Annotated in this window: 24 protein-coding genes, 1 tRNA gene and 2 pseudogenes; 17 read left to right on the top strand and 10 right to left on the bottom strand. The window is 53.9% G+C overall.

Annotation, left to right across the window (positions count from 1 at the left end; all coding sequences use genetic code 11):
* The first annotated feature begins 197 nt into the window (after positions 1–197).
* Positions 198–755 carry a hypothetical protein gene (locus AC0JZ8_RS11120; RefSeq protein ID WP_471892501.1) on the top strand — a complete coding sequence of 186 codons (558 nt, stop codon included), beginning with the start codon at positions 198–200 and terminating at the stop codon, positions 753–755.
* A gap of 9 nt (positions 756–764) precedes the next feature.
* Here the strand turns inward: AC0JZ8_RS11120 and AC0JZ8_RS11115 are convergent, their stop codons facing one another.
* A complete protein-coding gene (locus AC0JZ8_RS11115) occupies positions 765–1,052 on the bottom strand; it encodes a DUF3329 domain-containing protein (protein ID WP_430257457.1) in 288 nt (95 codons plus the stop codon).
* A 235-nt stretch (positions 1,053–1,287) separates the two neighbouring features.
* Between AC0JZ8_RS11115 and AC0JZ8_RS11110 the strand changes: the two genes are divergently transcribed.
* A tRNA-Arg gene (locus AC0JZ8_RS11110) sits at positions 1,288–1,364 on the top strand.
* Positions 1,365–1,774: 410 nt separating this feature from the next.
* Positions 1,775–3,145 (top strand): DUF6538 domain-containing protein, encoded by a 1,371-nt coding sequence (locus tag AC0JZ8_RS11105; protein WP_471892500.1) that lies wholly within the window; start codon positions 1,775–1,777, stop codon positions 3,143–3,145.
* A 631-nt stretch (positions 3,146–3,776) separates the two neighbouring features.
* On the opposite strand, the gene AC0JZ8_RS11100 is transcribed toward AC0JZ8_RS11105, so the two are convergent.
* Positions 3,777–3,983, bottom strand: coding sequence for a hypothetical protein (locus AC0JZ8_RS11100; RefSeq protein WP_471892499.1), 207 nt, complete (start codon positions 3,981–3,983; stop codon positions 3,777–3,779).
* A 645-nt stretch (positions 3,984–4,628) separates the two neighbouring features.
* On the opposite strand from AC0JZ8_RS11100, the gene AC0JZ8_RS11095 reads away from it, so the two are divergent.
* The 3 genes from AC0JZ8_RS11095 (at position 4,629) to AC0JZ8_RS11085 (ending at position 6,307) form a co-directional block, all read left to right on the top strand.
* Positions 4,629–5,063, top strand: coding sequence for a hypothetical protein (locus tag AC0JZ8_RS11095; RefSeq protein WP_471892498.1), 435 nt, complete (start codon positions 4,629–4,631; stop codon positions 5,061–5,063).
* Between the two features lie 122 nt (positions 5,064–5,185).
* Positions 5,186–5,908 carry a hypothetical protein gene (locus tag AC0JZ8_RS11090; RefSeq protein ID WP_471892497.1) on the top strand — a complete coding sequence of 241 codons (723 nt, stop codon included), beginning with the start codon at positions 5,186–5,188 and terminating at the stop codon, positions 5,906–5,908.
* Between the two features lie 189 nt (positions 5,909–6,097).
* Complete coding sequence (locus tag AC0JZ8_RS11085; RefSeq protein ID WP_471892496.1) at positions 6,098–6,307, top strand: hypothetical protein; 210 nt, start codon at positions 6,098–6,100, stop codon at positions 6,305–6,307.
* A gap of 56 nt (positions 6,308–6,363) precedes the next feature.
* Here the strand turns inward: AC0JZ8_RS11085 and AC0JZ8_RS11080 are convergent.
* A protein-coding gene (locus AC0JZ8_RS11080) for an IS3 family transposase (RefSeq protein WP_471891548.1) occupies positions 6,364–7,463 on the bottom strand; the annotation gives its coding sequence in 2 pieces (ribosomal slippage) (positions 6,364–7,211 and positions 7,211–7,463; 1,101 coding nt in all).
* Here AC0JZ8_RS11080 and AC0JZ8_RS11075 point away from each other — a divergent pair.
* Positions 7,451–8,416, top strand: coding sequence for a hypothetical protein (locus tag AC0JZ8_RS11075; protein ID WP_471892495.1), 966 nt, complete (start codon positions 7,451–7,453; stop codon positions 8,414–8,416). The two genes, AC0JZ8_RS11080 and AC0JZ8_RS11075, sit on opposite strands and share 13 nt — an antisense overlap.
* Positions 8,417–8,426: 10 nt before the next feature.
* On the opposite strand, the gene AC0JZ8_RS11070 is transcribed toward AC0JZ8_RS11075, so the two are convergent.
* From AC0JZ8_RS11070 to AC0JZ8_RS11060, 3 genes are all read right to left on the bottom strand, one after another.
* Complete coding sequence (locus AC0JZ8_RS11070) at positions 8,427–9,914, bottom strand: hypothetical protein (protein ID WP_471892494.1); 1,488 nt, start codon at positions 9,912–9,914, stop codon at positions 8,427–8,429.
* 1,397 nt (positions 9,915–11,311) lie between these two features.
* Complete coding sequence (locus AC0JZ8_RS11065) at positions 11,312–11,557, bottom strand: hypothetical protein (protein ID WP_471892493.1); 246 nt, start codon at positions 11,555–11,557, stop codon at positions 11,312–11,314.
* A 91-nt stretch (positions 11,558–11,648) separates the two neighbouring features.
* On the bottom strand, positions 11,649–12,089 hold the full coding sequence (locus AC0JZ8_RS11060; RefSeq protein WP_471892492.1) for a hypothetical protein: 441 nt from the start codon (positions 12,087–12,089) through the stop codon (positions 11,649–11,651).
* Positions 12,090–12,468: 379 nt separating this feature from the next.
* On the opposite strand from AC0JZ8_RS11060, the gene AC0JZ8_RS11055 reads away from it, so the two are divergent.
* The 3 genes from AC0JZ8_RS11055 (at position 12,469) to AC0JZ8_RS11045 (ending at position 14,892) form a co-directional block, all read left to right on the top strand.
* On the top strand, positions 12,469–12,927 hold the full coding sequence (locus AC0JZ8_RS11055; RefSeq protein WP_471892491.1) for a translation initiation factor 2: 459 nt from the start codon (positions 12,469–12,471) through the stop codon (positions 12,925–12,927).
* A 19-nt stretch (positions 12,928–12,946) separates the two neighbouring features.
* Positions 12,947–13,999 (top strand): hypothetical protein, encoded by a 1,053-nt coding sequence (locus AC0JZ8_RS11050; RefSeq protein WP_471892490.1) that lies wholly within the window; start codon positions 12,947–12,949, stop codon positions 13,997–13,999.
* Positions 14,000–14,238: 239 nt separating this feature from the next.
* Positions 14,239–14,892: a recombinase family protein gene (locus AC0JZ8_RS11045; protein WP_471893357.1), complete on the top strand. Its 654-nt coding sequence runs from the start codon at positions 14,239–14,241 to the stop codon at positions 14,890–14,892.
* 15 nt (positions 14,893–14,907) lie between these two features.
* Here the strand turns inward: AC0JZ8_RS11045 and AC0JZ8_RS11040 are convergent, their stop codons facing one another.
* Positions 14,908–15,150: a hypothetical protein gene (locus AC0JZ8_RS11040; protein ID WP_471892489.1), complete on the bottom strand. Its 243-nt coding sequence runs from the start codon at positions 15,148–15,150 to the stop codon at positions 14,908–14,910.
* A gap of 1,269 nt (positions 15,151–16,419) precedes the next feature.
* Positions 16,420–17,025, bottom strand: coding sequence for a hypothetical protein (locus AC0JZ8_RS11035; RefSeq protein WP_471892488.1), 606 nt, complete (start codon positions 17,023–17,025; stop codon positions 16,420–16,422).
* 623 nt (positions 17,026–17,648) lie between these two features.
* Between AC0JZ8_RS11035 and AC0JZ8_RS11030 the strand changes: the two genes are divergently transcribed.
* Complete coding sequence (locus AC0JZ8_RS11030; protein ID WP_471892487.1) at positions 17,649–18,257, top strand: hypothetical protein; 609 nt, start codon at positions 17,649–17,651, stop codon at positions 18,255–18,257.
* Between the two features lie 343 nt (positions 18,258–18,600).
* Positions 18,601–20,289 carry a flagellin N-terminal helical domain-containing protein gene (locus AC0JZ8_RS11025; protein ID WP_471892486.1) on the top strand — a complete coding sequence of 563 codons (1,689 nt, stop codon included), beginning with the start codon at positions 18,601–18,603 and terminating at the stop codon, positions 20,287–20,289.
* Positions 20,290–20,357: 68 nt separating this feature from the next.
* Here the strand turns inward: AC0JZ8_RS11025 and AC0JZ8_RS11020 are convergent, their stop codons facing one another.
* Together AC0JZ8_RS11020 and AC0JZ8_RS11015 are read right to left on the bottom strand one after the other, a co-directional pair.
* Positions 20,358–21,353 (bottom strand): ABC transporter substrate-binding protein, encoded by a 996-nt coding sequence (locus tag AC0JZ8_RS11020; RefSeq protein WP_184653740.1) that lies wholly within the window; start codon positions 21,351–21,353, stop codon positions 20,358–20,360.
* A 128-nt stretch (positions 21,354–21,481) separates the two neighbouring features.
* On the bottom strand, positions 21,482–22,261 hold the full coding sequence (locus AC0JZ8_RS11015; RefSeq protein ID WP_471892485.1) for an ABC transporter permease: 780 nt from the start codon (positions 22,259–22,261) through the stop codon (positions 21,482–21,484).
* Between the two features lie 199 nt (positions 22,262–22,460).
* Here AC0JZ8_RS11015 and AC0JZ8_RS11010 point away from each other — a divergent pair.
* The 5 genes and pseudogenes from AC0JZ8_RS11010 to AC0JZ8_RS10990 form a co-directional block, all read left to right on the top strand.
* Positions 22,461–22,601 (top strand): annotated as a pseudogene (locus tag AC0JZ8_RS11010) (flagellin); the annotation flags it as partial.
* 532 nt (positions 22,602–23,133) lie between these two features.
* Positions 23,134–23,550, top strand: coding sequence for a DUF4174 domain-containing protein (locus AC0JZ8_RS11005; RefSeq protein WP_062455298.1), 417 nt, complete (start codon positions 23,134–23,136; stop codon positions 23,548–23,550).
* 168 nt (positions 23,551–23,718) lie between these two features.
* Positions 23,719–24,000, top strand: coding sequence for a hypothetical protein (locus AC0JZ8_RS11000; protein ID WP_062455296.1), 282 nt, complete (start codon positions 23,719–23,721; stop codon positions 23,998–24,000).
* A 316-nt stretch (positions 24,001–24,316) separates the two neighbouring features.
* Positions 24,317–25,627, top strand: a pseudogene (locus tag AC0JZ8_RS10995) (enoyl ACP reductase FabMG family protein); the annotation flags it as partial.
* 263 nt (positions 25,628–25,890) lie between these two features.
* Positions 25,891–26,304 carry a group II truncated hemoglobin gene (locus tag AC0JZ8_RS10990; protein ID WP_062457851.1) on the top strand — a complete coding sequence of 138 codons (414 nt, stop codon included), beginning with the start codon at positions 25,891–25,893 and terminating at the stop codon, positions 26,302–26,304.
* Positions 26,305–26,331 lie beyond the last annotated feature (27 nt).

Raw genomic sequence — 26,331 nt, 5'->3', positions numbered from 1 at the left:
TGGACAGAGCCAAAGCCAAGGTGGACAGAGCCAGGTTCAGGGCGGGCAGAGCCAGACCACGCAAGGACAAAGCCAGTCGTGACATCGGGATCGGCTGCCTAAGACAGCCGTCGTTGTTTACGTAAATTTAAACGACTCTCGCGCAAGCCCGGCACCATCCAGGCATGATTGTCTGCGCCGATAGCAAGGGAGCGGAAATGCTGCTGGGACAATCGATCTTCCAGTCGGTGCTGACACGGCTGAAGCGCGAGCGCGACGACGACCAACCGACAGAGGCGGCAGCGGATTTCCGCGTCCGCGGCCTTGGAACGGGTTTCGTCGTCTCGACGACCGACGAGGAACCCGAGACAGGTGCGACTGGCGACACCAACGCCTATTTCGCAGACCTCGCCGACATCTCGGAACTGGAACCGGGAGCCGGCACGCAGCAAGAGATGGAGGCGCAAGCTCCGCCTTCGCCAGGTGATTTGACATCCGAAACCCCGCAGCCGCAGCCGGTCGATCCGGTAGAACCGTCTATACCTGTACACCTGACCCGGTTGACGACGGATGAGATTGCCGGCGAACTTGATATTGTCGACGTCGACACGGAAGCCACGCTCAACGACAAGCGAAGACGGTTTGCCAAGACCAACCATCCGGACGGCGTGGCCGAGCGGTTCCGTCCGGCGGCGACCACGCGGATGCAGATCGCCAACCTGCTGATCGACCAGGCGATCAGGGCGCGGGAAATCCACGCGCGGATGTTCGGCTGATTTTAAGGTTCAGGTCTTGTCGAACGTCCTGTCGGCAGGCAGTTCAGACGCATTGCGCACCTGCGCATCGTCGGCCGGCGCATCCTGGTCCTGTACAGGGTCGGCCATCGTAACCGGTGCAGCCGGCCGCTTTTCGAGGAACAGCTTGTAGGCCGCATAAAGGCCGAGACCCCCGGAAATGACCGCCCAGGTGACCGAACCGGCATAAAGCTCGAACACAGCCCAGCCGAAGCAGATCGCCGGAATGAGGATCCGCCGCCAGAGCGGCCCATAAAACGGGTGGTTCGGATCGATCATGCGTGCCTGCTCCCCTCGCGGCCAGATACGGCCCTGCCCCGACGATATCCCTGTCCCCAGCGAAAATTGCAAGGGATCACTCCCACTTTCCCTCTCCCCGACGCAGCCCCGCGGGACGCCCACGGCCGCTATCTTGCCCACAGGCTGCGATTTCCCGATTTTGCCAATTGATGCCGCAAGCATCCTGGGTTAAGAACCGTCTCATCGGACGAAGCGAGTCATCGCTTTTCGGCATGCACCCGTAGCTCAGCTGGATAGAGTGTTGGATTCCGATTCCAAAGGTCACAGGTTCGAATCCTGTCGGGTGCGCCATTCTCTCGTTTCCAGATTAGAAATTATTCAACGTTTTCAACGAAATCCGATGTTTTTTCGCACAAAACGCGACAAGACTTGCTCAGATCGCCGTCAGTTGACTGCTGATTCGACTGCGATCAAGGCTCGCAACAGCGTTGCGATCGGCAAATCATTCCTATCGCGAACAAAATCAAGTATATCCAGTTAGTCTTCGAACATCAAAATTTAATTTGAAAGCAAATTTTGTGGGATTTTCGGAGATAACGAAGCTTAGATGTGAAAAAGTTCCGGTGGGACTTGACTAAACCACAGATACGCAATATCTGACGCTTCCGCCGTCATTCTGGACTGTTCAAAATACAGCCGTGACGCGCAATCGATCCCCCAAAAATTGTAATAAATCAAATTTCTCTCGGAGAGATCTATACGTGCGCGCAATTAAAACTGCTGAGAACAAACCTATGTCTAACGAATGCTCAATAACCCGCCGTGGAAAAAAGGGAATCTTTCATCTTCGGATTGTCTATCCGACTCGACTTCTGCCGTTTCTCAACAAGACCCAATATTGGAAAAGTTTGAAGACCGATGACCCTGGCATTGCCATCACGCGAGCATCACCCAAGATCGAAGAGTATCATCGCCTTGCTCGGTCACTCGCAACGACTGACCCTACTGACTTCGGTCACATCAAGAACGCGTGTGCCGCTCATGGAATAAACTATGAGACCGATTCAAAGATCGCGGCGATGTCTGTGATCGATACAATCGGGGCTCTAAGCCCTCGCCTGAACGCTTGGGATATGCTGGCGAAGCCGAACGATGTTCAGAAGGTCGCATTAGCAGGGGCGATGAAGCCCAAGCTCACGCTCGAAGAGCTTTTCACCCGGTATCAAGATCTTTCCTCTGGCAAATGGGCGGATCTGGATCGAGACGCCAAGCGTAAGAAATTCAATCGTTACGCTGAACCCGTCGCCCACTTCAAAGCCACGATGGGCGATCTCGATGTGCTCGACATCAAGCCTTTCGTAGCATTCGAGTATGCCGCGAAGCTCGGAAAATTGATTGACGCAAAATCGATGAAATCGGAGACAGCTAAGAAGAAGCTGCTGTTTCTAAATGCCATAGTTCGCAAAGTCTTCCAAGCGGACTATCCGGACAATCGCAATCCGTTTGAAAACGCTGTTATCGAACATCAAGGGGATGGCGAAACCCGCAAGCCGTTCTCTGAAGACGAGATCATTGCCGTCCGCAAAGCTATGGCGGCTTCAAATGCGAACGATGAGTTGAAGGCAATTTCCATCGTACTGGAGTTGACGGGATGCCACGCCAAGGAAATCGCGTTGCTCGCACCCTCCGATATCCATGTCGGTCAAGACGTCGAGATCCCCTACATCAAGATTGGCGTCAATGAAAATCGCAGACGGCTGAAGACTGGTGGTGCTCGCCATAGATCCATACCACTCGTCCCGGAGGCGCTGGACATCTTCAAGCGATATCCTAACGGCTTCCCACGCTATTGTTATAGCGGAGGCGCTGAGAACCTGACGCAGTCAATGAACAAGATCATACAGACCGTTGCGCCAGACAGGACGACCTACAGCTTCAGGCATCGTCTCGTAGATCTGCTCCGAAACCACAAGGGCGTGAAGGACGATTGCTTGAAATCAATCGTGGGTCACAACGCCGGGCAAACGGGCGATTACGGTCTTGGGTTTGATTTGGAATCAAAGCTCGATGGACTTTTGAAATCACTCGAACAAGCGGAATACCTTCGCTCAAAAAGCAAGAAAACCAACTAACGCAACTCGCAACGACTGACGCGAAACACGGATATATCATGAAAGACGTCGTAGCTTCTCTGGAAGATACGAATGAACTTCACCTATGAAAACCTGATAAACGATCAAAAAATCCGAAGAAGCTTCTTCCGCATATACGACTCGATGATTAGTGAACTACGGCGATCGAATTACCTCGAAAGCGCAGCCAAACACGCCAAAAATCGCAAACGCATATATGAGGAAGTTTCTATTTTCGACTGACACCCGACAGCGCCTTGGTGATGGACAAAAGCTCGTGCGGTGGTGGCTCCTTCCGCACGGGCTTTTTTCGTTTGGGTCTGCTACCGCCGATCCCATCGCTCTGCGACGTCCGTTGCCGATCTAACAGACTCGATCCCGATTAGATCGGCTGATGGGAAACGATACTCGCCACCGTCTTGGCATACTAAGTAAAGGCCGTCCGGTGACAGCATCACCATCGAGCACAAGAACACACGCCCGACATCGTCTTGGAAGACCGTCACGATGTATATGCTGTCCATGTATATGCCCCGGTCCTCACACGATCATCACACGTAGTCGAAAGACTGGAACAAATCGAGTCTCGCCAGCAGACAACGTTGTTGATTAGATCAAACGAATATGTTTGCTAAAGCGGCTTTAGGAGTGAGATCTGATTGCCGGACACCAGCCGGATTACTTTCTGAGCTTCCAGTGTGTACAGCCCATCAATGATGGCATCTGGGTCAAACCCCTTGTCTACGAGCGGTGCCCCGATGGCGAAGATATTGACCTCATCGCCGGGCTTCAAACCAAGCTTGCTCAAGCAGTCAATTACAGCTTCAGCCGCGTCCACTGCTCAATCCCGCCGAAAATTTGGTTTCCATCCGCGCCCTGCCCCACGGCTCAACAATGCCGCTGCTATCTCCAACTGGCCATGTAAATGCGCCGCGTCCGCGATCACGCTTCGTATGGCAGCGAGAGCATCGCCGCTGTGTGCCGCCAAGACAGTCTCCGCAAGATCGGTGTCGGTGTCATGGGGATTGAAGGTGTAACTGGCATACATCATGGCACCTGATCTCGGTAGCGAGTGTTCCTGTTGTGTTCTCTTCTTTGATCTGAGTCAACGGCGTCTCCCGCATTATTCACAGGCGGAACCAAACTGATCATTTGTCATTTCCTCATTGATAAGAGGAAGAACTTCATGGCCTATCTGGCGACCTCCAGAACACCCACTCCAGCGACACCTTGCCGTAACAGGCCAAAGCAAAACCATCTTGTAACGATGATCGCGATGGGACTGATGATCGGAGTCGTCTGCCTGACTTCCGCGCTGTTGGCGTAGGCGGCAAGGCACAACCTTCGCCCGTCCGTCTGGGACGATTGACCTACGCGACCCCTGCGCTAACTGACTCTACTACTACAACTCACTGGTTAAAATTAGCAATTACGAATACTCGCATTAATGGCAGAATTGGTATGATTCGATCAGGGGTTTGAGATGGCCTTCAGTGAAAACGACGTTCCTAACTTAGGGTTCTACAACTGGAACGTGGTAGATAATTGCCTTACCGGCGATGCGATATTTGCCAGTCTCTACGGATTCACCTTGGAACAGGTCGTCAGAGGCGTAACTGTCGAAGATGTCATGGCACGCATCATCCCCGGTGATCGTGAGAGGATCGCTTTCGAAGTTCACTCCGGCATACTTAGTGGTGAAGCGGGTTCCACCTGCTACACGGTGTTTGACGGCTTTCGGATGAAGAAGGTCATGTCCATCGGCAGATGCCTACACGATACCACGGGCTTGCCCTCATTCTACACCGGCACGATTTTCGAGCGACCGGATCAGCGGCAGGACGTTCAGACAGAGGTTGCTGGTCATAATGTCGTGCCGTTCCAGCGACTATCTCGCTCGGATGGGCCAGCGCCTTAACAACAGCTTAAAAATATCTTGTTGGCAAAAAGTCATATCTGCGGAACCAGTCACGAACATCTGTAGAATAAACAAGAACCCTGCCTCTTTGCGCGGGCTACTCGCGACCTTTGGCAGGATCGATGACGGATTGGGCGAAGAAGGCTAATTGGCTTTGGGCGGCGGGCATATTCACGGTGGTCTATCTGACTGGCGCACTGTGGATTGTCGGACCGGTGAGAGCATGGACGTTCATCACAACTGGCGAGCTGAATGAGATCGGTGACTTCTTGGCCGGGGTATTTTCCCCCTTGGCCTTCATCTGGCTTGTTGCGGCGGTCCTAACCCAACGGCAGGAACTGGACGAAACTCGCGACCAGTTTGGGGAGAACCAAAAGGTCGTTGACGCCCAGATGAAGACGATCAGCAGCCAAAATGAACTGCTCGTTCTTCAACATCAGCAGGCAGAGAAAAGCGCAAGCCAGACATATCGCTTGAACTTGTTCGACAAACGGTTCGAGCTATTCAAGAGACTGTCGAAGGTCCACAAAGATATGATCAAATTCGGGATAAGTACCGCAACCTCACGCACCCTCGACGACATTGCTCTTGGTAGCGCTTTCGTGTTCAGCACTGATATCGAGCAGTACATTTCTGACTTGGCTAAGAGTGTAGATGACTACCTGTCTCGCCGATCGAAAATCGGGGCAATGGATGAATTTGGAAACCCAGTCCTGTCTCTCACGGAAAAAGAGAACGCCGCCGTCGATGCTCTTCGGGATGAGAAACAGGCATTGATAGACGCCTTATCGAATGAGACCCTACTGGAACTGATGTGGTCATCCATGCGGGTCAGCGACAACTGATCTCGGATCAACAGCTTCGCCAACTCGGTCGATGAGTTGAAATCAGCCACCAGCCGGTCGTGACGCCGCTTTCCAACGGGCATGAAATACTTTTCCACCGGCTTCGACGCAAAAGCAGTGGTTCACTACTTGCTCTATGAGCGTCGCGACGATTAGCGTGATGGTTGAGGATGTGAGGAAACACGCTCTATGCCGACAGACGTTTCATTCGATTACGACGGCCAGGCTAATACTCTATCCATACACTTCGATGTGGAAGAACATCACATCCGGCTCGATACCTTCATTCAGACCGCTGAAAGCGCACGTCGTATCATCTCATCTCTTGATAGCGCGTTATTTGGCAGTAGCCTCAATTATGAGGTTGTTGTTCTACCACCAGACGAAGGCACTTTTTGACCTGAGACCCAACTCCCCTCCAGTTTTCGAGAGAGTCTTGGGTTTTCAATCTGGCCTCATGCGGCCTGTTTTTCCATAGCCATTTTCATTGCGAACTCTCTGGGTGTGATGTTGCCCAGCGACGAGTGGGGTCTGTTCCTGTTGTAATCCTCCTTCCATGCGGTGATGGCGGCGCGGGCCTGGGTGAGTGACGAGAACAGGGTCTCGTTGAGGCACTCGTCACGGAAGCTGCCGTTGAAGCTTTCGACGAAGCCGTTTTGCATCGGCTTGCCGGGGGCGATGTAGTGCCATTCGACCTTTGTCTCCTGGCACCATTTGAGGATGGCCATGCTGGTCATCTCCGTGCCGTTGTCCGAGACAATCGTCTTCGGCTTCCCCCGTCTGACGATAAGGGTGTCCAACTCGCGGGCAAGCCGAGCGCCCGGCAGAGATGTGTCGGCGACCAGGCACAGGCATTCGCGGGTGAAGTCGTCGACAACCGCCAGCACCCGGAAGCGGCGACCGTCGGTGAAGGCATCGCTGATGAAGTCCAAACTCCAGCGCTCGTTGGGGCGTGACGGCAGAGCCAGGGGGCGTCTTGTCCCCAAGGCCCGCTTTCGGCCGCCGCGCTTGCGCACCGTCAGCTTCTCCTCCCGATAGAGACGTCGAAGCTTCTTCAGGTTCATGACGATCCCCTGACGGTCGAGCATCACGTGGATGCGGCGATAACCGAAGCGTCGGCGCTCCGACGCCACTTTCTTCATTGCCTCCCGAATAGTCGCATCGTCAGGCCGCACGCTGCGGTATCGCATGCTCGACCGATCTAACGACAGAACCTCGCACGCCCGACGCTGGCTCACCCCATGCTGCGCACAGACATGAGCCACCACATCCCGCTTCACATCGGGCGTCACCATTTTTTTGACGCGACATCCTTCAGGATCGCATTGTCCAGCATGGCCTCGGCCAAGAGCTTCTTCAGCTTGGCGTTCTCGTCCTCGAGCGCCTTCAGCTTGCGGGCATCGGACACGTCCATGCCGCCATACTTCGCCTTGTATTTGTAGAAGGTTGCGTCCGAGATGCCGTGCTTGCGGCAGACGTCAACTGTCTTCGCACCCGCCTCCTGCTCCTTCAATATCCCGATGATCTGTTCTTCCGTGAACCGTGAACGCTTCATTCGTCCGTCTCCTTGATGTGACGGACTCTACCAAAATCTGGCGGAAGTTTAGGGTCTCAGGTCATTTTTTACAAAAACTGAAGGTTATAGTTCCAGTCGCAGCCGGAATAGTTCTCTTTTTAGATAGCGATACCCCTGCGGGCTTTATCGAGGGATTGACCGGCAAACCGCCGTCTGAATGGGCAAAATCTTTAGGTGAGTTAATCGAGCAAACAGCGGAGCTCGCCGTTCAGCCGGCAGTCGCAAACAAACCCGCCGAATCTTCGACTAAGGTGGATCTGGTCGCTCAAAAGCGGGACGAAATGCTTTGCCGTACGACAGAAAACTTCCTGACGACGATGACGCGCAACATCCTTGAGAAAGAAACCGAACAGCTCGAAAGTTTTGGTCTGGCGGAGGGCGATCTTGTGGAGGCGCTTGATGCTCGTGCTGATTTTTATGCCGCTTGTTACAATAACCAACACGTGCGCCGTCTGGGCTTTTCACCAGAAGATCACTTTCCGATCCCTCGTAGTTCCTTTGCCGGACGGGCACAGAAGCCCACCAGAAAGGAAGACGAGGACGCCCCCCCACAGTGGACTGTTTCGGTTGAACGCATCCATGTCAGTTCGCCAAATTGGGATAAAGAGGATCAAAGAACACGTAAGTGGAAAGGACAGGACGTAAGGCACCACCCTTGTTATTTCGTCATTGACGATGAGGAGTTTTGGCATCGCGTGAAGTTGAAAGACCTCCACACCGACGTGACGGACAGCCTTGTGGTTCAGTTGGCAAGCCGCATTGTCGACGGAAAGGTCAAAGAGCGACGAGTTCTCCGCGTCCTTGAGTTCAATGGCACCGAACTCGCTGCTCCACTCCCTACTGATGCCCTGAATGCTATTTTGGGGAACCATACACCTCAAGAGACACTACAGCCAGAACCAACGCTTTTCGACTGGCGGAAACATCTATGACAGCTTCGAATCAAGCCGCAGGCTGAGAAGACGCGGCTTCGGCTTTCCGCTTTTCGCGATACCGTTTCGTAGCTTCAGCCCTTGCCGTCTTCTTCTCTTCGGGAGACATCTTGTCAGACCGAACTTTGCGTGGCGCAGCCACGTACTCGGTCAGTGCCGGGACGTTGAGCAGCACCGATGGTTTGCTCACACCGAAGATCGTCCCAACATACTCCATTTGCGCACGGTCGAGCCCAACAAAGGAAAGACGCTGCTCACATTCGGAGTGAGGCTTGCCATCCCTGACGGCGGTACGCGCCAAGAATTGGTACAGCAATTCAATAGCTTGTGAGACGAACAGATCCGCTGCCGTCATTCCGGCAACTGCTTCCCATATGGCGCTGTCCATGTCGGACTGGCGTAAAGGTGCCAAATGAACAGCGAGCCGGATGTCTTGATACGCGTTTAGACCAACTGGGTTCGGGGATATCGCAGTGCCGGTTTTGAGCCGCCATTCAGCATCGCTTTTAGCGCTGAGAGTTACTATGTGTTTTTGATACGGGAATTGCTGATCAATGACGCCTTCGACTGAGCTTACGAAGTTCTCATACCCAATTTTCTTGTCGAGGAAGGACCACGACAACAGGTCTTCCGATAGATGATAAAGATCTATCAACGGAGCTTTGTGGGCAAAGTCCTGATAGCGAACGCCAGTCATGTCCGGATGCGCGGTCCAGTCCACCTTATCAGCCCAATATCGATAGAGCTTGGAATAGTGAAAATTCGCGCCCATGAACGTCACCGATTTGTAATTGGCGAGAATGGATGGCTGAACGAATGAATAGACCACCAACCGTTTTTTTGAATCGTCGTGTTCCGGGAAAACCCCGTCATCATCTGGCAAGCCAGACTTAAACCCAACGTAGTTTTTGGCGTATACGAAGCTCCGAAAATGGCGACTATGAATTTGCTTACAAAGCTCGATGACGTGAGACTGAATGGATGACTTCCGCTTTCTGCCGAACTCGGCAATCTCGGCGGTGTCATCAGTGTCCACGACTTCAAGCCAGCCTCGGTATTCGCAAGGCTTTGCCTTGATCAGTCCGCCAATAAATTCGCGAGTAGCGGATATGTCTTCGGTGAGGGTCGTCCTCCGAACCGGATTACAGAATTCATCCACAATAAGGTTTTGTTTGGCGGCTTCTTCGATATCCTGAAGCGCGACGTTTTGGTTGATAAGGGCAACGCTGTCGCGACCGTCCTTACAATGGCGAACGTACTTCTTTGTACAGTTGTCGGTGGATTTGATTTGCTTGATTACAGTCGCATTCAAGCCGATACTCTCAAGATCTTTCGCTTGCTGATCGGATAGGTCGTTTGTCTGGGTGGCGATGGTGAATAAGCCGCCTTGTTGAAGAATCAACTGATGCGCCAAGTGTGTTTTGCCGCTTCCGGCATGGGCATCTACGTAATGAAATGTCGGCTTCGCGTGGGGGATTTTGAGTGATTGATGGAGCATTTTCCCTTCCTGTTGATTGATGACGTGAAAAAGGGTCTGGTGCCTCGTTGGACAGTTCACCAGACCCTTTGACCTTTTCAAATCAATACGGGAAATGGAACCTAACCTTCGGACATGACCTTCGGAACGGAAGACCACAGTCCAACGAGGTTTCGGTTCCGGCTTTATTTAGCGTCCAGACACACGGCCAGACGCGATCTTGGGTAGAAAATTATTGCGTTGTTTCTCGATCGAGAGAACACCATTCCAGACGAGAAAATCGCCTGCTTCTGAGTGATCGGGCACCACATCAGAGATCCTATTGGTGATTAGCTTTTCTCTTTTAATATAAGAGGTTATCTGATCACTTTTCTTATGATTCCATGGATCGGTAATGGAATCTAATGTCAAAACCACAAGTCACTGGCGGCTTTGAGCGTAGCGAAAAGACGGCAGCTTACGAGCGTAGCGAAGTAAGCCAATCAATAACATAAGATTTCATAGACGACATGGTCACATGAGATTCAAATGAATTTGGTATAGATAGATATCTTTATGGGAAGCCAATGATTCTGAATTAATACGAATGAAATTCAATAGGGTTCAGTCAAGAAAATCGATCCTTACCAAATCCAGTCTCTGGCTACGCCAGTATGGTTCCGCTTCGCGGCCCCATAGAACTCGTGGTAATGAGATCGGTAAAGATTATATTTTCCACCTATCTAATGGCTAACCTCAAGGTAGCTGCTGGACCTTGTAGCGACCTGTTGAACCCTGCCAGATTCAATTCAGATTAATGGATAAGACTGCCAATCTCTGCGATCCGCTGTTCGGATCTGGATGGCGCGACGGGACAAAACCACATCGAACAGAGTGATCCAGTACCGAACCGTAATTCAAGGGGTTGAAGTGGTGCCCGGCGTCACCCGATCCACGATGGCTAATCTTAGGGAAATGAAACAGCTCAAAACCCTTATGGCATAGGGCTTGTAGAGGCTCGTTTTCGGCAATTTTCGCTAAGTGTCGAAAGACCAGGTATCGCCACTGCCGCTGAATATAAAACGCGTTTAATCTCAGGGAAAATCGGAAGCCCCTGACTGGCAGGGCATGTAACACACTTCGACCGCTCGAAAAAGGGAAGGCTGTCACGAAGACAGAACCTTCCAAGTCGGAGGTCCGGGTTTGGCTTCGGACCAGCGGAATGACTATCAACGCCGGTCAGGTAACGCAAGGCAAGCGAAGAACGGCGGATAATGATGATGTGACGCCAAAGGGCAAGGCTGGATCGGATCGCCCTGCCCTTCTGGAGGTCGTAGGAGCATCATGGTCGATGATGGGGGGGTCTTCCGAGCAGCGGCTTATCCAGCCCCGAATGCGGGATCAAGAGACGATGACGGTTCTGGTAAAGGAAGTCGAAATCAGACGTCCCGACGAATGCTGTTGTCGATGTCGTGTCTTCTTTCGATTTGTCGCTTCAGTTGCCGATCCTGTCTGCGTTCAAACCAGATGGACCAAACAGTCAAACCGATGAAGATCACACCGAGTATTCGGAATAACCAAATCGCGACGACAGGCTCAAATAAGGCGACGACCAGCCCGCCCCGGCGACCGGTACCAATATGATCAATGACCAGCAGAGCCCATGCGATGAACGCGGCAAGCAAGCTGGTTTGATCTGATGCCTTTGTAGGGCTTCCACCGAGCGAAGCTTTTTCCAGACGCGCCGTTGTCTCATGTCAGAACCTCGGGAAAAGATTACTCACTTTCATTGGGCGATTGTAAGCTCGGACGGCGTACGGCCCACGAGGTAAACATGGCAACAAGCCATAAGCCGAATATAACGCCGTACCAGCGATCTCCGGCCTGAGTGAAGTAAACCGCTATCACGAGAAGCATAACAACGGCGGTACCAACAGCAGCCGCGATCATTCTTTCCTGGTTTGTTGGCTCTTTTCGCGGCTGAAGACCAAATTTCTCGGCAATCTTTTTCGCCGCCCACTCGCCAAGCTTCGCTGCCCGATCATCACTTCTTCGACCTTCAGTACCAGTGAGGCGTTTAATCATAATGGCGATACCGAGTGCGAGTGGAACAACGTAGATGACCTCCAATGGAGTGGCCGTCTTCACCAACACGAATGGAATGGCAAAAACCGAAAGGACAATCAGTACGACTAAAGCCAAGATGAGGCGGATCATCAAGCTGCTCCAAATAAGCGAGGATCAATCGATCTTGCCTTGCTCTTCAGTATCGGTCCACCTTGTTAGTCCATCGTGGTTCATCAGAGATTACGCCGCCCAAAGTCACCCCACCGCTCAAATACGCGAGTGTTTGGAAGCGCCACGCAAGCAGTTACCAGCACCAGACAAAGATCCTTGCGACCGTAAGTTAGATGATGAGATCGCGTTTTAGCACCTTGGCCGAATTGGTGTTAGCGACGTGTTTCCTACCACCCGCGATTGGACTCTGTGGATGACACGAGATTTCTTTTACTGAGTTGCCCCGCTCCGTATGGACAACTCCGGGTTTACGCAGTTTACTTATTACGTAAGTAGAATGGGCAATCTCGGGGACATCATGAAGTTGAAAATGCTTGCGGCATCTGCCGCTGTACTCGCGCTGGTGGGTTGCGGGTCGATCACTCGTGGCACAACGGAATCTGTGACAATCACCGCATCTCCAGACGACGCTAAGATCAGTACATCGACTGGACAATACTGCCCACGTTCGCCCTGTACCATTGAAGTGAAGCGAAAGACCGAGTTTACAGCGTTTGCGGAAAAGGAAGGGTACGAGAAGGGCTCGATTGAAATCAAAACCAAGGTCGGCGGTAACGGAGCAGCCGGTCTGGCTGGAAACGTACTCATCGGCGGTGTCATTGGCATAGGTGTTGATGCTGCTACTGGTGCCGCATTGGACCACTTTCCGAACCCTGCTCATATCGTGTTGAACCGCATTGGTCAGGCCCCGGCAAAGGTCGAACCCAAAGCGCAGCCTAAGCCGCAGCGTCGCTCGACATCGAAGCCTTCAGTCTGAGTAGAAGTCGTCAAACTGTATGGCGTCCCTGTTGATTTTCACAGGGACGCTTTTTCGTATCTTCCAGGGCCACCAAACATCTATTTTCGCAGGAATTCATTCAATGCCGCGCTTTGCCATTTTAGCAGTCGCACTCACCCTATTGGTAAGCGGTACGACCATGGCATCAGCAGCGACAGAGGGCATGGTCGCTCGGGTCGAACAGCCTTCACCAGCCACTATCGCACCCTCAGCAGCGACGACCTTACCATCGACGCCGATACCAGCCGCAGTTGTCCCCGCGCCAATGATGGCAGCACCTGCGACACAATTACCAACCGAACCAGATCCAAGATGCGCCATCGATGAAACAACCCGCAATGACATATGTGCTCAGTGGCAAGCAGCAGAAGCTGGACAGAGTTCATCTAAGGCCGCTTGGTTGTTTGGTGTCTTAGGGACCGTGGTAGGAACAGGGACGCTTGCTGCTGCCGCTCTGGCTGCTCGTTACGCCAAGCACGCCGCTCAGTATACAAGAGCCGCTGCCGACATCGCGAAGTCGATTGGTGAGGCACAGACTAAAGCGTATCTCATCTGTGCTGCTGCCACATACTCATTTCGGCGCGACGTGGTGACAGCCGATATTAAAATCGAAAACATTGGAAACTCACCAGCTGTGGCGGTTGAGGTGTTTGGGTACGTCACAATAAATGAGGTGTTGGGAACCAGATCAAATTTTCGCGTGGCAAATGGGGTAAGTTCGAAAACTTCGAGAATACAGTGTCAGCCGGTCACCACAAAGGCCATCACCTTTGAGAATATAGCCTTCTTTTGGGAGTACGATTTCCCCAGTGAAGCCGAACCGACCAGCAGTGACGAACGTCGCTATAACACCTTCACGTCCGGGAATGAGGTTAGTTTTGCGGTCACAATTCGGTACAAGGACGTCTTCGGGAATGTTGAAGACGTCCCTCTCTTTCTCGACGCAATCACAGATAAGCATCCTACGGCATCCAATAAGGTACGATCGCGAGGCGGGAAGTTATCTGTTCGGGTGAATGACATTACGGAAGTTGAATACCCTGTCGACTAATGTCAGCCATCCGACATTGACCACGTTTCGCGCCCGGCCTGCGTGATCCGGAAGAAACTCCCTGCCGAACCACGTAATACCGTTACATTCGGACAAATTGCGAACGATTCGCATCTACTGTTCACTTCCAGTTGACAACCGCTCGCAACTGGCGTCCATATCAAGCACAACGACCTATGACATTTGACAATGAAGTACTGCGGGTGATATCTGTCGTATCAGCCACAGAGACTAAGCCGTTGAAGCAGTACATCGTCTACACCCGTGTTAGCACCGAAGAGCAAGGCAAATCAGGCTTGGGTCTGGAAGCTCAGCAGCGCGACATCGACATCTTCCTTACCCAGTTCTCAGACGTACCTTACGAAGTCATTTCCGAATTCCGAGATGTCCTATCAGGTGCCGACGACGAACGTCCTGAATTGGCGAAAGCACTCGCACTGGCTCGCAAGACCCGTGCCGAATTGCTGGTCTCAAAGCTGGACAGGCTTAGCCGTAAGGTGTCTTTTATCGCCAAGATCATGGACGATAAGCGGGTGAATCTTCGCGTTGCCTCTATGCCTAATGCCGACAAGTTCCAGCTACACATCTACGCCGCTCTGGCTGAGCAAGAACGCGACTTTATCAGCGCCCGGACAAAGTCGGCTCTTCAGGCAGCGAAAGCACGGGGTGTAAAGCTTGGCGGTATGCGTGATGCCACGATGATGCGGAATGTAGCGGTCAAGGCCAATGCTGATAAGTTCGCTCACTCAGTCGCGCCAATCATCTTGTCGATGCGAGAGAACAATGAGACCCTTCAAGCAATCGCAGACGCCCTCAATGCCAGCGGTAAGCCAACGCCACGGGGCGGACAGTGGACGGCGACAGCGGTGAAGCGAGTGATCGCACGCGCTTGAGACACAGCGGTCGCTTCAAACGTACAATAACACGGTTCCAACTACGATGATCCCGGCTGGCAGTAACGCAATAACGTTTGCCTTCGCCGCATAGCCGGGATCGGCAGTAATCGCCTCGGCAACGAACAACTGGCCCACACCGCAGCCGATAATCAATCCAGCCATGATCGGCAGCTTCTCAAGCCCGAAAGCCGCAAGACCAACACCAGCACCGAGAAGGCCAAGCCATATCCACGCTGTTACTTTCATGAAACGCATCTCACACTCCAAGCCATTTAGGTGATTATGCCGCCTTCGCCTTTCGGTTGCGTGAATGTGCCGACCGCGTCCACTGGAACCAGCCGCTGTCGTCAGCTTTCTCCGGAGCGGACGGCTGCGCTACCGGCGAAATCGATCGCAAGGCCAAAGTCGTCCGTCCCACCGGGCAGCGCACCCCGGCCCTACCCCTTACAGTTCCATTGACGAGTATAGGGAAACCAGGCTGATCGTTTTGAGATGAAACTGGCCTATGCGACATACCTCTGTAGGTCAGCAGTTGATCTCAGCACCTCGACCAATTCCGCAAATTTCCGATCGGCCTTCGCCAAGACGCTCGCTTCCGCTATGGGGAGGTTGATAACATCACGAAGGCATTTCACGACTTTCCGAGCAGCCTTTCGGACTTCCCGAGAAACGTCGTCAGCCTCATGGATTTCCAGAGCTATGCTGTAGATCTCGCGGTGAGTTTTGGCGCTCGACGCCGCTGCGATCCATCTCGGGAGGTGATCATGGTCTGTCATGGCCACCAAACGCACCAAATCTGGATTCGATGCGAATAGTAGCTATTCAAAGTAAAGCTCGAATTAACCATTGTGGCGGCCTGGAGGCAGTTTGGCGAACCATGATCCGTATGGAAGCACTTTGTCCCGTTTCAGCGTCTCACTCGCGTCTGCGACCCGTACACCTATCGATTAGTGATGCGGGCTCATACACGATTGACGTAGCGTAATATCGCAGAGCGCGCACCGCTACCGTCCTAAAATCAAGGAGAAATTATTGAACAGTAATGGGTTTGGACGATGGAAACAGTCAATCGTGGTTCGGGTGGCCGCGTCTAAAGTCGGCCCTTTCGCGCAACGTCTTATGTCGGTTCCTGAGATAAGCTCTCAAGACCCTTCAACGGCTGTGATGACTTGGACCCGGTACACAGTTCGTCGGGGTGACGACGAGGGTGTTGTGTTAGACCTGTGGCGGGTGATCGATGAGTTTGCTGACAGCTGTGACTGGGAAATCGATTGGAAAGCTTCAGACTACTGAAGACCGCATCAAGGAAGTTTCCAGCAATCAAGATAACTCGCGGCTTCTGTTTAGTTCGTACCGGGAGCTGTAGCACGATGCTGGCTCTGCGACCCTAATGAGGCTCGCCTATGTGTTCCGCTTCGATAGCATCGCAGTCGTGTCGGACGGGTCGCGAATGTCAATGGTCAGCGACTTGCTCAATTGATCAGCGCAGTTATACGACCTCATGATCCCTGCCCATACTGGAATTTATCCGTTGTTCGGATTGTTCGTGACTTTCAGGTTGAGGCCATGCTCAAAAAAAAGAGCTTGAATTTTGCTATAGCGATTGGCTTCCAAAAACTCTCTAATTTTTGTCATGTGAGGCTCACGGTAATCTCTGGCAAAAATCCTCACCCAGGCCTCCATAACAAAACCAACCTGTTTGATCGGAAGAAGCTTCTCCTCCCTCAAAAGTTGAAGGCGATTGAGCCTCCCGAAGAAGTCTCCGAAGCAATCCCTGATAGCTGTATGTTTTGGATTACTTGATAAAGCTCCCGAGCTATCGACGGTGAACGCTACGGCAATATCGCCCCAACTCACCTTAGTATATCTGTCCTCAGGCGCTGATTTACTCCAGAGCGGAATTTCGCGTTCTTGATTATTTAACATCATCGTCGCATTGTGAGCGCCTGGTGTATCGAGAAAGCTGTCCAAAAAATTAAAAAGAGCCTCCTTTCTTTTCCACCGTTGCTCGATGTGCCACCTATAGACTGCGATATAAGCAGCTAATACACCTAAAGATGTAACCAACAAAGACAAATGCTCAGTCTTTACGTTTGTTACGAATTCCCAAATTACAGTCAAAACCGTCATCTTACCCCTATTTTACTGCTTAGCTATTTAATGATGATAACAAAGATCTAATACTCTGTGTTGATCTTTTTGAACAAGATCTGAAGCCACTTGGACCGCAACCACCTGAAAGCCTCGGCATCGCTCTCCTAAGCCTACCGCCTCGATACAATCTCAAGTAAAATTCGAGTACAGGCTCACGCACCGCGATATATGCGTATCCGGGTTGCTTGATATACTCGCTTGAGTTGACGAGTGCTAACGTAGCTAAGCTGTTGGTTTGTGTCAGTCTGTAGGAGAATGGTGCCGACTCAACTGTGGGTACCACAATTATTTGCTCAGAATTTAGATTAATCCTGCTCAAAAACCGCAGTTCTAAGTTGACATAAAGTCAATTCCATCAATATGTTAGAGCCCCACATAACGGATAGAGGAACCTGTCGGGTGCGCCACTAAAGCAAAGAAATCATTGATGTTTATTTTTATTCTCGATCTCTAATGGATCGGAAATACGCTAGCGCAGCGTAAGCACAATGATTACCCTCTCCACCCAAGGTTCTTTCCTCAACGCATTCAGTCCCCTAGATGCTTATTTCTACCTGCGCCAAAATAATAACCGACTGATTTAACGTGAACGCTCCGAAATGAAAAAACATACGCGCCAGCTTTATCTCGACAGCAAAAAACTGCTTGGCCTGCTTGCAAAGGCAAATGCGAATACCGGTTTCGATAGTGCGATCCGAAGTGTGTTCGGTAGCGAACTGAGACTCAAGCAACAGGTCGAGATCGGGGGTCGCCATTTCCTCTATGCCGGATCGGCTAAGAACCTTGTGGCTTTCCTTCCTATCCAATGGCGGGATGAGCTCGACAAGATGGGTATTGTCTGGAAGGGTTGCGAAAGATGGTGGGCGGGTTATCCAATGATCCTTCTGGCCGAGATGCGGGTGAGCGAGGACGGCATATCAGGATATCTGCGATTGAATGCCGAGGTCGGCCCGGCTTCTTCGCACGAGGTTCGGAAAGGCATGATCGAGGCGATCAAGACCGCGGCCGTCGCCAGCAATCTTGACCGCATTCAGTTCCAGCCGGACGCAGCCGAAACGGGTAGGCTCTACTCACGCTTTTTGCGCAGGAACGTGATCCCGCTGAACGACATTACCAATTCCGGGGAAATCGAAGCGCAGCTGAAGATGCTCGTCAGCGACTTCGACCCGGAGTTGGAACTGGTCGCGACTGTCCTTGGTAGGCGGTAGACCGGGCGATCGGGCTGCCGGTCGGAATGCTTTTCCACAGCGTACCTCGCCCTTACTGCCCCCGCAGAAATTTGCGGAATATCAAGTTTTGCTTGCAGCTTTTAACCGTCCGTTAACCATTTCCGGTCGAAAACTACAACACAAGTGCACGGCGATCACTTACACCACAAAATTGCTGCGCAGCCTTAGAACCCCAGACCTGGGGTTTCAAAGGTTACGGTCCCGCCATTACGACGGGCACCCTTTGGGTTAACCGTTAACGATGTTCCGATCATTGCTAGCTTACTTCGCCGGACCCGTTTTCGCGTCCGGGGGCTAGCCCTTGCTCTTGGGGCTTTTTAACGTGACCAGCATACTAACCAATACCTCCGCAACAGCGGCACTTCAGACCCTTCGCACGGTCAACAACCAGCTCGATACCGCACAGCAGCAAGTCAGCTCCGGCCTTCGCATCCAGACCGCGTCCGATAACGTGGCGTACTGGTCGATCTCGACCACGATGCGCTCTGACAACAAGGCCAACTCGGCAGTCAATGATGCCATCGGCATTGGATCTGCAAAAATCGACGTCGCGGTGGCGGCGATCGACACGACGATCGATATCGTGAGCGACTTCCGTGCAAAGTTGGTGACGGCGACAGAAACGAGCATCGACAGGTCGAAGGTTCAAAGCGAACTAGATGCACTGAAAGAGCAGCTGGTGGCCACAGCGACATCTGCGAGCTTTAGCGGCGTGAACTGGTTAAACACCAAGTCCGACGACAATCTTGCGGTCCTTTCTTCCCTGCCGGACTACGTGGTCTCCGGTTTCATCCGTTCACCGGATGGGACCGTTCAGGTCGACAAGACGGAGATTGATACCGCTGATGTCAGCGTGTTCAATGTTGGCGGCGGCGGCTCACTGCAGAAGGACATTCGCTCGCTCGGTGGTATCGGAGGCTTCCGCAATGCCGATCCGGCTGGCCAGAACCGCAACGGCTATCAGCAATGGGAGATGACCGGACCGGTGACGTTGGCTGCCGGAGAGAGCATCTCATTTGATATCTCAATTGATGGAACGGCGGCAACGAACGTCTCCATCGACAAGGCGACTGTCGATGCGGCGCTTGGCACCACGGATGGCATCATTTCGGACGATGACGACTATGCCACCGTGATCCGCAAAGCCCTCGCAGATGCAGGCCTCTCAAGCCGCGTCTCGACCTATGGAAGCTCCTATAGTAGCTCCCTCCTCTCCATCGTAAGCACAGAGCAGAGCGGAAACAGCGGGTCGAGCATTCAGGTGACGAACGTAATCAGAAGCCCAGCGGCTACTGCCGGCGGGTTCGAGGATACGCCGTATCAGGATGCCCCGGGCAGCTACGCGCAGACCTCCTTTGCGTTCACCGGTCCCTTCCAGATCTATCGTGATGTTGATTTCACCTTCGACTTGAATTTACCGAACACCGAGGAGCAGGAGTTCGTCGTCACGCGCGATATCGTTGATGCCGCGCTCGGAACGGCTGACGGCATGGTTAATTCCTCAGCGGATCTCGCCTCCATTCTCAATCTGGCAAAAAACAGAGATGGTGGAACGCTCTCGACATCCGGCGTTATCGTTTCTTCTAGTGGAGGAAGTGTCGTCTTCACTATCGACAGCTCCCTCTATCCCGACAAGGGCAATCGCTCCTGGTTTTCGATCGACAACGTCGAAGACAACGTTCGGGGCCCTAATTTCGATATCCTCGATGTCGATATCACCGATCCGGCCAATGATCTCGACAACTACATCAACGGTCTCGACATGATGCTGGAGCGCGTCATCAAGAGTGGTGCGACGCTGGGTGCGGCGGAAAACCGGATCGACATACAGGCACAATTCAATGCGACGCTCATGGACAATATCGAACAAGGCGTCGGTCGCCTCGTTGACGCCGACATGGAAGAGGCATCGGCGATCCTTTCGGCGAAGCAAACGCAGCAACAGCTCGCCGTGCAGTCGCTCCAGATTGCCAACAGCGCACCGGAGACCATCATGCAGTTGTTCAACTGATCGATACCGGTCGCGTGAGGTGGGGCCGACATGGAGCGGCCTCATCATTTCCTCACAAACTCGCTGAGCTATCTCCGGAAGGCGACGCCGACGCCCTTGCAGACGAACTGCGCATCGAAAACCCGACGGTAGTCGAAGTTTGCGCTGATCGTCTCGGCCGCCACCAGAGTGTCGAAGAATGACCTGTAGCGTTCTTCGGTAATGCAGCCGATGCCGGTTTTTTCCGTCTCGTCGTTATCGACGAGGCCATATTGCCTCATGACATTGAGTGCGTAGGCGAGAAGCTCGTCCGTCATGTCCGGGTTCTCGATCTTAATAAGCTCGTTTGCCGAATGGTTGTCGCCGTAAAGGTAGGTATTCCAGCCTTCAATCGTCGCGTCGATGAAACGTTGGATGACATCGGGCCTGTCAGCAATCAGCGATGGTCGCACGGTGATCGTCTGGGCATAGGGCTTGTAGCCCTGGTCTGCGAGTAGAAACACTTTCGGTAACCATCCCGCCTGCAGCTGCACCGAGTACGGCTCAGACGTCAAAAGGCCCTGTTGCGCGGAATGAGTATTGGTGAGGAAGGGCGTGAGACTGCCATTGTATGGCCGGTACTGTTCCTCGGAAAAACCCTGGAATGACGCGAGCATCCACGCGAAATAGCTCTCGTAGCCGCCTGCACTCATGAATATGTCGGCAAGCCGTGTCAGGTCCTGGAACGTCTCGACACCTGGATGGGCCATCAGGATCTGTGGCGCTTTCTGATAGATTGCCGCGATATCAACGAGGGGACTGCCATCGACCGTCGCGTTGATCACGTTCTGGGGCGTACCAAGATAGAAATCAATCTTGCCGGACGTCAGCAACGCCTGGTTTGCCGCATTCGGGCCGCCGGGTATGATCTCCACATCGAGCCCATGCTTTGCATAGGTGCCGTCCGCTAGCGCCTGATAAAAGCCGCCATGGTCGGCCTGCGCCAGCCAGTCGGTGCCGAAACGAACCTTGTCGGCTGCGAGAGCCTCCTCGCTGCAACCTGCAAGAATTGCGATGATGGATGCAGTTTTCAATCGAATGTGCATGACGGTTTCCCAACCCAGCTCGGGACATCTACACTTTCGCCAGCATGTCGACCCAGACTGCTGTTTCACAGATGACCTACAAGAAGTTCAACTTCAGGTTCAGGAATTGCAACCATCATCATGCAAAGTCAACCGTCATTGCCGCGCCATTGGCCAAGCGACAATTTGGACATCATTCCAACGGCTTCGATGAGCAGGATCCCAACTGCGGTGACGAGCAGGGCTTCGCCGAACACAAGCCGGATATTGCCCTGCAGTGCGCTCTGGATACGCATGCCAATACCGGAATACTGTCCGCCGCGACCGGTCATCATGTCAGCAATGACGGCGCCGACAAGCGCCAGCCCGACTGCGGTGCGCAACCCGCTGAAGAAGAACGGCAAGGCGAACGGCCATCTCAGATAACAGAATGTCTGCCATCGCGACACGGGATAGATCCGCATCGCATCGAGCAGAACCGATGGCGTACTCTTTAGCCCTTGCAAAGTGCTGACGGTGATCGGGAAGAACGCCACCAGGAAGGCGACGATGACCTGCGTCAGCCCGGGTGGTGCGACCACGACCACGACCGGCGCAAGCACGATAACGGGAGTGACCTGGAGCGTCACCAAGAGCGGCAGAACGAGCGGCTGTAGCAGAAGCCAGCGATGCAGAAGAAGTGCGATGGCGACGCCCGCGACGACGGAAACCAGTAAGGCGATCAGCGTCGTCTGGATTGTTACTCCTAGCGATCGAAACACGCCCTTGCTCTCCAGTAGCGCGATCACCGCATCGGCCGGGGATGGCAGTACACTCAGTGGGATATCGAAGGACGCAGTGATCAACCACCAGATCGCAAGCAGCGAAAGGAAGCCTGTTGGCAGGCTGACCTTCTGTAGAATTGTCGCGGGTGTTTTGTTCGCGTCCATGAACCTGGATTAACGATAGAACGCTAAAATTCGTTGAATTTATTGCAGCATCGAATGTTTGGGGTCCGAAGTGCATCACGGTTTCACGAGTTTCGAAAACTGCCCACCGATTACTGAAGGCGAATTACGCAGCCAATTCTTCGGTCGCTCTTCTTTCAGACGGCTGTATCTCGGAAGTACGATCAACGGCTCCTGAAGTGTAGGCCGCCTTGTCGACACGGACATGGAGGAAGCCTCCGCCAGGCTGTCCGCAATCCAGACGCAGCAGCAACTTGCCGTTCAGGCGTTGCAGATCGCCAATAGCAGCAGCGAGACGATTATGCAGCTCTTCAACTCCTGAACGCACCTGGAGCGCTGGCCGAAGTTCTGTCACGGATCCAGCCCTCCTTTCATTCTCTGGTCGACATCGTCATGACCAGGCGTTCGGTGGTTCACCGCGGTTCCGCTGTGGCGCGTATCGAGGCCACCCTGCCCTACACCATTGCCACCATCTGGCCGCTCACGGCACCGGACGCCCTCTTGCCGTGCAAGGCGATGCCTCAGGCTCCACATCCACCAGCATGTCGTCACACTCGAGACAGGTTATGCAGATCCCGCAGCAATCCTGATCGAACTCCTCCACGGATCTTGGTTGTCGACAGCAGTCGCAGATGGGCGAGCCCGGGCCGGCGACCCGGGTGGGAGACAGAATTTCCATGACGTTGCCATCGCGTGCGTGCGCAGAGGTATCTGCCATCGCAACCTCCCTATTTCAGTTGATGATCATAAGATGGGAGCGACTAGCTCAAGAATCCAGAGAGGGCGTACAGACAGGAAGCACCTGAACCATCACGCGTTTGTTGCGTTCCTTCGGTAGATCTGGAGATGACCGCATGAAACGAACACTCATCGCCTTCGCCCTCTCGCTCGCAACCTCGCAGGTGTTTGCCATGGACAGCCTTTCACACCTCGAATGGAAAAAGCGTGTCCTCATCCTTTTCGGTGACAAGGGCGATGCATCGATTGCAAGACAGGTCGGCATCCTGACATCGCAAAAGGCGGAATTGGCGGAGCGCGACATGGTTGTGCTGCAGGTTTCCGGAGATGTCGTGGAAACGATCTATGGTGACGCCGACCGGATCGACGCGCGCAGGCTGCGCGCGGAGGCAAATATTGCGGACGGTGCGTTTCATGTCGTCCTTGTCGGCAAGGATGGCGGCGTGAAGCTGAAAAGCGATACGGTCGTCAGCGACGTCGAGATGTTCGACCTGATCGATCGCATGCCGATGCGCCGCGGCGGAAAAGGCTGAATGACCTCGGACGAGGTTGGGGTATCCGTGGCACGCAACGGCGCTAATTCGTTCAACTTTTCGCGACCATTTCGGAAAACGCGCGCATATCCCCGATCGACATTTGCGTTGCGACGCGTTCACCCTACCTTAGGCGCCTAGGCCATGAATTGAAGGAGACGATGACAGATGAGCGCCGAATTCGGTCCGTACGTGCAGATGGGTAAGCTTGCTCAGGTGATGGCCCACCAGTACCAGAAGGACACCAACCTCGCTTTGGCGCCCCTGCTGTCGCATTACATGGACGAGGTCGAGGTCAACGTGGCGGCCGACAGTTTCAACCACTCCGGTTTCATGAACAATATCCGCGGCCCCCTCAAGGTCACGGCTGACGCAACGACGGACGAGCGGCGCAAGGCGTTCCTGCAGGCCGTCGTTGATGCGCTCCAAGAGCGCATGCAGCGCGTATAGGCCCTGCCGCCGCAGGATTATTCCAAGACTGAACTCACAAGATCTGATGCAACGCGCCTTTTTGCGCACGTGCCGGCGTTGCGCTGTGCACGGCGGGGATGGTCGTGGAAGACGGACGGGTTGCCGTCCGAATACGGTTTCGGCACGGCTGTTAGGCGGACGATCGGCCTTAACAACCGCCCTGATCACCGCGTCAGTTCACGAATCGACATACTTGGACACGCAAAATGAGTTCCCATTTCGCGTTTTTATGGTGCACTAGGTCTCAAAGATATTCGAGGGATCGATTCCGGTCCTTTTTGAGAGAGTTTGCGCCATGGAAAATCCGATCCCCCTGAAACGCATTTCCCAAAATGTCGTCTTTCGCAAAGGTGACGTGTTTGTTCTGTTCGGCGAGCTGTTCGGGCGCGGTTACGCGACCGGGCTGATCGAAGAGGCCAAGCGTGCGGGCATGAAGATCGTCGGCATCACCGTCGGGCGCCGCGACGAGAACAACGCGCTGCGTCCGCTGACCGATGACGAACTGCAGGCTGCGGAAACGCAGCTCGGCGGCAAGATCATCAACGTTCCGCTGATGGCGGGCTTTGATCTCGACTCACCGGCCGGCACGCCGACCCCGACCGATCTTCTGGCCGACATGACGCTCGAAAGCTGGCAGACCGACAAACTGGACTGGGATCACATCGAAGCATGCCGCACAGTCGGCGTGGAGCGCTTCCGGAATTCGCTGACGAAAGTCATGGCGATCCTCGAAGACATGATCCCGGCCGGCAAGAATGTCTTCTTTGCTCATACGATGGCGGGTGGCATCCCCAAGGCGAAGGCGTTTCTCGTCATCGCCAACCGCATCTACAAGGGCCGCGGCGCCCGCCACATGTCCTCGCAGACACTGCTCGACAGCGACATGGGCAAGCTGATCCTTGCAAACTTCGACGAGGTTTCCGCCAATACCTATCACCACCTGATCGAACTCAGCACCGCCATCCGCACGCGGATCGAAGCCGCGGGCAACCAGGTGCGCTACACGGCCTATGGATATCACGGCACCGGCATCCTGATCGGTGACGAATATCGCTGGCAGACCTACACCAACTACACGCAGGGCTATGCCAAGATGCGGCTTGAGGATGTAGCGCGCAAGGCCTGGGCCGATGGCGTCAAGGCGACCGTCTACAACTGCCCGGAAATCCGGACCAACTCGTCCGACGTGTTTGCCGGTATCGAACTGCCTCTCATCCCTCTCCTTCTCGCATTGAAGAAGGAAGGCGGCGGCGCCTGGGCTGAAGAACTGTGGCAGGCCTGCCAGGAGCGCCTGGCAGACGGCTACACGGTTGAAGACACGCTGCAGAAGATCATCGATCTTCAGGCAGACGAAGTCATGCAGCCCTTCTACGATTTCAAGCGTTGGCCGATGCCAAACAGCCAGGGACAGTCCGATCTCACCATCGGCACCTCGGCCGAGATCACGCAGATGCACAAGGATAGCAAGGTTCTGATCAGCGATCTGTTGAGCACGCTGGTCGTTGAGGCAACCGGACAGCTGATCTTTGCGGAAACCTCGAACCCGACCGGTCCTGTCGTGTGGCTCAACCACGACATCGTCGCCCGCAAGCTCAATTCGACCCATGAGTTCGAATGCGGATGCAGGCGTGACCGAAAAGGTCAGAATGCTCGCCTGAAAAAGGCCGCTGCACTCCATCGTGCCCGCCGACCCCGCGTCGGCGGCACCATCGATGCAGAGATACTCCCTGACAGTCGCCCGGCATCGCTCTGCGCCTCAGGCCCTAGTCCGGGTCTTGCCCTGACGGTTGCTCCGGCCTACCAAGCCTTGAACGATCAACCACCCTTGATCCGTCTAAGACGCCGGATGGGTGAGCCATGGAAACCGTGATGGCAGACGAGGACAGGCAGACCACATCCGGCGAAACGATTACTCTTTACGAGGCGATCGGGGGTGATGCGACGGTTCGGGCCCTCGCGGCGCGCTTCTACACCCTGATGGATACGCTGCCGGAAGCTGCCCGCTGCCGGGCCGTTCATCCGCAAAGTCTGACGGGAAGTGAAGCGAAGTTCTATGACTATCTGACCGGCTATCTCGGCGGCCCGCCCGTCTATGTGGAAAAACACGGGCACCCTCGCCTTCGCTCGCGCCATTTCGGGGCTGAGATCGGACCGGTGGAGCGCGACGAATGGTTGCTGTGCTTCCGCCGCGCCATGGACGAGACGATCGCAAGCCCGGCCCTGCGCGACATCATCTGGCCGCCGATCGAGCGGCTGGCTCATCACATGCAAAACAGGGAATAGAGCCTTGGCGAGACTCGATAAACTGCG

It is taken from the genome of Velazquezella soli (assembly GCF_977018685.1).
The sequence above is the reverse complement of the archived record's forward strand: the minus strand, read 5'-3'. Positions and strand labels throughout refer to the sequence as shown.